Origin of the sequence: Bacillus cereus group sp. BfR-BA-01524, assembly GCF_022662595.1 — a bacterium.
GTDB classification, from domain to species: Bacteria; Bacillota; Bacilli; order Bacillales; family Bacillaceae_G; genus Bacillus_A; species Bacillus_A thuringiensis_S.
Window position 1 is genome coordinate 57,180 of the sequence record NZ_JAKUDW010000027.1, and the last position, 6,745, is coordinate 63,924.

Sequence of the window (6,745 nt, forward strand, 5' to 3'; positions counted from 1 at the left end):
AAATGATTCAGTTTTTTCTTAATATATTTACAACTGCAGTTGTTTCGTCATTTTCTTTATAGACACGCGGAATTCTTCTATCTAGCATACATGTAACTTCATAGTTTATTGTACTTAACATATCCGCTATTTCTTCTACTGCGATATTTTCTTCACCTTGTTTACCGTAGAATACTACTTCATCTCCTACTTGTACTGGCATCGCTTTTGAAACATCCAACATTAACTGATCCATACAAACACGGCCAATTACAGGTACTCGAACCCCGTTAATTAACGCATAGCCTTTATTAGATAATTGACGATTATAACCATCAGCATAACCAATTGGTACAGTCGCAATCCATTCTTCACCAGTTGTTACATACGTATTCCCATAACTTACACCACGATTTTTCTTCGCATGTTTAATATGAGCTACTTTTGACTTTAACGACAACGCAGGCTGTAAAGAAACGACTGAATGATCCACTTCTTTTGATGGATACATACCGTACACTCCTATACCAACGCGTACCATATTTTGAAATGTGTTACTTAATTCCATTGATCCCGCACTATTTGAACTATGAATATATGGTATTTGAATTCCTAATTCCTTCGCTGTATTAACCGCTTTTTCAAATAAACTTGTTTGCATATTCGTATATGATTTATCGATTTCATCTGCCGTAGAGTAATGCGTAAATATCCCTACTACTTCTACATACTCCATACGGTTTAATTCTTCTAAAAATGGCTTAACTTCTTCTTCTTGTAAACCGATACGACTCATTCCTGTATCAATTTTCACTTGAATTTGTACTTTCTTTTGAAGACGGTTTGCAATTTCATTTATACCATGTAAATCTTCTACTCTATAAACAGTCATCATAACGTCATATTGAATTACATCTTCTACAGCCGCTACTGGTGTGTATCCTAAAATTAAAATCGGCACAGTAATTCCTGCTTCTCTTAATTCTATTGCTTCATCTACAAATGCAACTGCAAGTTGATTTATTCCAGCTTCAATTGCAGCTTTGGCAACTTCAACTGCCCCATGGCCATACCCATTCGCTTTTACAGCAGCCATCATCTTAATTTCTTCATCATTTACATGTTTTTTAAATTCTTTTACATTATGTTTTACAGCATTTAAGTCAATTTCTACAATTGTATCTCTTCCATATTTCAAACTCATTGGTCTAACTCCTAACTCAATAATTGCATTCCATTCTATTTCACGTTTCATATGACCTTTTACAATATAATACTTTTCATTATGCTAGTCAAACTACTAGAATTTTCGGAATTTTGAGTATGATATAATATCCTCAAGAAACTATTATATACGGAGACGAGGAGAATTACAATGTTTGTTCAATCTGCATTACATCAACTAAAAGTTGCTATTGATACTTCTATTTATATGCTTAACCAATATATTGAAAACGATTTAAAAATACAACCGATTCACTCAAAACGATCATTATTTGAAATGTGTATACATCTTTCTCTTATTTGTCATGCTGATTTGCTCATTTTAAATGGTATTCCAGAAAAAGAATTACATACCTTTTATATAGAACATAAGCCCGTAACAGTTGCTCACATGCAACAAACGACGATTGAAGGATACAACCTTCTCTCTAAAACATTTCTTTCCTACTCCCAAATAGAATTAGCAGAAGTTATGACTGCCTATTGGGGTATTTCTTATTCGCGCTTTGAATGGTTACTTGAAATCGTTGCACACTTTTATCATCATCGTGGACAAATTCATCTTTTATTATGTGAGCATATGAAAGATCCTCGCATTCCTTTATTTGAGTGATTTTCCACTCATTCATTAATTATAAATAGAGAAGCTACAAAACCAATAAAAAGTATCATTCCTAATAAAATAAATGTTTGAGCATACCCTCCTATTTTCATAAGATAAATAGAAATGATAGGTCCTATACTAGTACCTAAAAATAAAATAAAAGTATAAATAGATACTGCTATTCCCCTCGCTTTCCCTCCTAATTGACCTACAAGAGAAACTAAAGACGGAACGGATATAGCAATACCTATTACAAAACAGACACTCATCATTACAAGTAGAGATAGATACGAAACAAAGCCCATTGAACTTAGACTGAAAATAGCGATCAACAATCCTCCCTGAAGAACTTTTCTTACTTCAAACCTCTTTGTTAAACGACCTGCAAGCGGTGACAGCAACATACCAAATAGCCCCGCTAAGCGAAAATAAAGAATTTGTTCTGCAGTTAAATTGTAAGTAGGAGAGCTCAAATAATTCCCTAAAACAGTATACATATTAACAAAAGCCATTAATAAAACAAATGCAATTATATAGCTTAATACTAAGCTTTTATTTGTAAAAACTTTACCCATCTGTTTAATTGGCCCCAAAATATCAGTATAGGATTGAGACGTCTCTCCTTTCGGAAGAGAATAATAAACCCATATAGCAGTACTTATATAGACAATGCTAAGAAGAAAGAAAACCATATGCCATCCAAAATGCTGACTAACAGCAGTACTTATTACCTGCCCTACAATTCCAGCTACTAAAAAACCAGTACTAACAAATCCTATTGTTGTAACCCTTCTTTCTACTGGGAACATTTCTACAACGTAGGCTAGCGCTACTGGAGAAAATGTAGCTGCCGCTATCCCTTGTATACCTCTAAAAATAACAAGCCAAAATAAACTATCTACAAACCCTAAGCAAAAAGAAACAATCGACAGTGCAAGCAATCCAATAAAAATCACTTTTTTTCGTCCATATTTATCAGAAATTGCCCCAAATAACAAACACCCTATAGCAAAGCCAACAGAAAATATACTTCCTGTAGCTGCCGATTGTGCTAATGACGTATTAAAAATGTTTGAAAATAGAGAGATTAAAGGTAGTGTTACATATAAGCTAGACATAACTACCATACCCGACCAACATAATACAGCTGTCATTATTGTATAATTCTTTTCACTATTTACTTCCTTTCCTATTTCCATCATAAACTCTCTCCCTTATTACGATTTGTTTTTATTAGTTTAAACTCTCTAAATTACTAAAATAGCATTCCTTTAACTCTTATTTATTTTAATTACATAGCAAAAATTATCACCGTTCATAAAGTTAGTTAAGCATATAATAAGGCAAACTAATTATACGTCCAAATAAATAAGTTGATCTTCATAATCAACTTATTTACCTACCTTCTCCTAATTTCACCTGCATAGTTTCTTGCATTTTATTTAATAGCTTTTCTAAAACTTGACGCTCTTCTTGATTAAAGCCATCAACTAACGAAGCGCAAGATAACCAAAAAGTTGGTAAAGAATGTGTAACTAGTTCTTTTCCTTTCGGAGTAATTTTCACCTTTAATCTTCTTCGATCTTCAGAATGGTGGAATCTTACGATTAACTCTCGTTTCTCCATCCAATCTAATAAGCCAGTGACAGAAGCACGTGTAATCCCTAATCGACTCGCAATATCCGAAGGACTCATGTTCACCTCTTCCCCATTCGCTTCCATTTCACGCAAAATAAACAATAGTAAAAAATCTAATTTACTCTCTGAAATACCAAGCGGAGCTAAATCTACGTCAACCGCATCAAGAACATTATCAGACGTCCATAACATTAACAAACCAAGTTTTGCTGCGATTGGATCCGTTTCCGCTGATGCTGTCTTTTTGATTAACTCTGCGTACGGCTCAATCCCTAAAGGAAGAGAATCTTTTCTTGAATCCATTCATCTTCACTCTCCTTTCTCATTAAATAATTAGCTTACCTAATTACTTTCTCATTATACTCATATTTTTCCTTTTATTGCAAGCACATTGTTAAACAAAAAATCCTATTATTAAAACAGGATTTTTCACACTGACTAGCTATTAGTTTTAAATAATGCGTAACTTCTTTAAGGCATAAGAAATTCCGCCTTCACTCGCCTTCGTTGTAACGAGATCAGCCCTTCTCTTCAGCTCCTCTCCACCATCTCCCATCGCAACTCCTAATCCTACATACTGCAACATCTCAATATCATTTCCACCATCACCAAAAGCAATGGCTTCTGATTTACTAATATTTAAATGTTCCAATACTTTTTGAATTGCAGTTAGCTTCGATACTTTACTATCTTCCAATACATTCATAACGTAACCATGAAAACGGTCAAACGTAAGTGCTGGATACCTTTCAATGAATTTTTGAGCTTCTGTTTCATCAGCATACAGACATATGCAATACATCTCATCTGACAAGTTTTTAACTTTGTCAGGATACCGCTCTAAATTTAAAGTTTCATTTAACGCTCGTATGACACGTTCATCTTTGGAGGCAATATTATTCATTGCAAATTCTTCTGTAAAATAAGAAACACTGTGACCATGTAATTCAGCAAAATTTGAAATATCATGAACGATTTCGCTTGAAAGTACTGATTTATGTATAACTTCTTCCCCACATTTTATATGTGCACCATTTGCTGAAATAAACGTATTTATGCCTAGTTCCTTAAATTGTGAGCATAAACTATATGGTCTTCCAGTTGTAACAACTACGTGAATCCCCTTATCTATTAATCTTTGTACCGCTTCTTTTGTACTTTCGTGCATACTTCTATCAATCTCGCTTAAAAGCGTACCGTCAACATCAAAAAATGCAACTTTGTACATAAGTCTTTACATCCCGTCCAAATGATTCGTATCATTAATGAAATGTACCGTTTTTTGTTCACCCTCAATTTCAATTAAACTTATTCCCGTATCTCCCATTTTGAAATAGTAGTCCATTGAAATTGGCATATTGAAAAATGCACGTAATAGACTATTAATTACGCCTCCATGGGCAACAATCGCAATTCGATTATATGTATTCTCTGTCACAATTTTAGAAAAAATCCCTTCTATTCTCATTCGAAACTCAATAAATGACTCTCCGTTTTCAAAACGGTCATGAAGAAATTTTGGCTCTGGATATTTCTTTGCTTCTTCAAATGATAAGCCAGCTTGTATTCCATTATTAAACTCCATTAATTCCTCTTCTAATTGAATTGGACAACCAATTGCTTCTGCTAATGTTTCACCCGTTTCACGAGCGCGTTTTAATGTACTTGCCCAAATGAAATCTGGTGAAAAATCTTTTTTCACTTTCTGTACAAGTCTTTGTACTTGTTGTCTCCCTTTGTCAGTCAACTCAAAATCAGCACGGCCTTCATGTACATGTAAAATATCAGCTTCTGATTCTCCGTGGCGTATTAGTAGTATTTGCATGTTTCTCTCTCCCTTTATTTAACATTCATAAAATTCCATTATATCACATTTTAAGATTTCAAAATAAAAAAGGAACGGTCTCCCGTCCCTCATCCATTCACTTTTTCCGCATCATTCCAATAATATTTACTAAACGCTTCTGTTAACACATCAATTGTGTTATATAATTCATCTAACGTATTATCAACACCACCAACTTCAATTAACATCGCATTTTTCGATAAATCTTGGTTATAAACGCCATTTCCATCTTTTTTATACTTTGGAAAAATCCCTCTACTTAAACCGTAATAGTTTTCATCTAAATAACTATTGATGGCTCTTGCAATTTTTTCATTTTCAGCACGGCCTTCATTTTCCATCCCAATAATAAAATATAATCTTGCATACGATTTCCCGTTAATTACTTTTGTTGTTACCTTCTTACGCTGATCATCACGATGTATATCAATCGGAAACGCAATTTTATTATTTTGTGCTAATGCTCCTTTTACATATTCATGAGATGCTTTATATGACTGATACCATACCCACTTTTTACTCGCTAATAAATCACCCATATTCGTTTTATCGTGAATTACTGGAATTCCTTGCCCCTCAAGTTGTTCCTTCATACGTTTTCCTAGTAAGGACACATTTACATCTGGGCTAGATGGATCAGTTGCCCCTGGTAATAATGGAAAGAAGGATTCCCAGCTATGTGTATGATAAATATATACTGCACTTTCACCTTTTTTCGCTCCGTTCTTTTTCTGAACCGGATTATTCTTTTCCGCTTCTGTAACTTTATCTTTTGCTACTTCCCGCTCTTTCGTTACTTCTTCAATCGGTACACTAGATTCATTTGGGATATTCGTCAAGTTTGTCCCTTCCCCAGCTACGATAATATTAGAATAATACTTTGACATACCAGGTACTTCTTTACCGACGAATGTTCTTAAATCTTTAATTTTCAAATCTGTCGCAATAGAGAACATTAAATTCCCAACTGACTCTCTTTTATTCTGCTTAAAATAATCAAATCCGTAATAGCGATTCTCACTTTCTATCATTTGAACAAAACCTTGCATCGATACTTTTCCAAACCATTGATTTGCATAATTCGATTTCATTGTATGTAAAAGTGACGTCAAAATCGACGCTATTATAATTACTATTAGCGCATATAAAAGGAGTAACGAAATTAGTTTCTTCCCATGTATTCGAGTTGCATACTTTTTCACTGCATCACCTTCTTTATACATGGATATGTACAAGCTTTTCGGAATATACGCACAAAAAAGAGAAATGGTATCCCATTTCTCTTCCTCACTTTTATTGTTCTTTTTCTGTATCATTTGAAGGTAGTTTCTTCGCTTGTTTTTCTTTAAATATTTCTCCAATTGCCCCAAGAGTACCAAGTGTTTCAATTGCATTAGACGGAATAAAGACTTTATTTGCTGGTCCTTTTGCAACTTCAGCTAATGATTCGAATG

Annotated in this window: 7 protein-coding genes and 1 pseudogene; 1 reads left to right on the forward strand and 7 read right to left on the reverse strand. The window is 33.9% G+C overall.

All coding sequences use genetic code 11. From position 1 onward, the window contains the following. Nucleotides 1–7 precede the first annotated feature (7 nt). Nucleotides 8–1,183 carry an alanine racemase gene (gene alr / locus MR170_RS12230; protein ID WP_242308343.1) on the reverse strand — a complete coding sequence of 392 codons (1,176 nt, stop codon included), beginning with the start codon at nucleotides 1,181–1,183 and terminating at the stop codon, nucleotides 8–10. 171 nt (nucleotides 1,184–1,354) lie between these two features. On the opposite strand from alr, the gene MR170_RS12235 reads away from it, so the two are divergent. Then, complete coding sequence (locus MR170_RS12235; RefSeq protein ID WP_242308337.1) at nucleotides 1,355–1,816, forward strand: DinB family protein; 462 nt, start codon at nucleotides 1,355–1,357, stop codon at nucleotides 1,814–1,816. A gap of 8 nt (nucleotides 1,817–1,824) precedes the next feature. Here MR170_RS12235 and MR170_RS12240 read toward each other — a convergent pair whose 3' ends face one another. From MR170_RS12240 to MR170_RS12265, 6 genes and pseudogenes are all read right to left on the reverse strand, one after another. Next, entirely contained in the window at nucleotides 1,825–3,006 is a 1,182-nt protein-coding gene (locus tag MR170_RS12240) for an MFS transporter (protein WP_226605897.1), read from the reverse strand. Between the two features lie 196 nt (nucleotides 3,007–3,202). Next, the gene (locus MR170_RS12245) at nucleotides 3,203–3,748 is read right to left on the reverse strand and encodes a MarR family winged helix-turn-helix transcriptional regulator (RefSeq protein ID WP_226605899.1); all 546 of its coding nucleotides are present in this window, start codon (nucleotides 3,746–3,748) and stop codon (nucleotides 3,203–3,205) included. A gap of 148 nt (nucleotides 3,749–3,896) precedes the next feature. After that, a complete protein-coding gene (locus tag MR170_RS12250; RefSeq protein WP_242308339.1) occupies nucleotides 3,897–4,673 on the reverse strand; it encodes a Cof-type HAD-IIB family hydrolase in 777 nt (258 codons plus the stop codon). 6 nt (nucleotides 4,674–4,679) lie between these two features. Beyond that, a complete protein-coding gene (locus MR170_RS12255) occupies nucleotides 4,680–5,270 on the reverse strand; it encodes a histidine phosphatase family protein (protein WP_016081933.1) in 591 nt (196 codons plus the stop codon). A gap of 89 nt (nucleotides 5,271–5,359) precedes the next feature. Beyond that, nucleotides 5,360–6,607, reverse strand: coding sequence for a stage II sporulation protein P (gene spoIIP / locus MR170_RS12260; RefSeq protein ID WP_016081934.1), 1,248 nt, complete (start codon nucleotides 6,605–6,607; stop codon nucleotides 5,360–5,362). Beyond that, nucleotides 6,585–6,745 (reverse strand): annotated as a pseudogene (locus MR170_RS12265) (SPFH domain-containing protein); the annotation flags it as partial. The gene spoIIP and the pseudogene MR170_RS12265, both read right to left, overlap by 23 nt.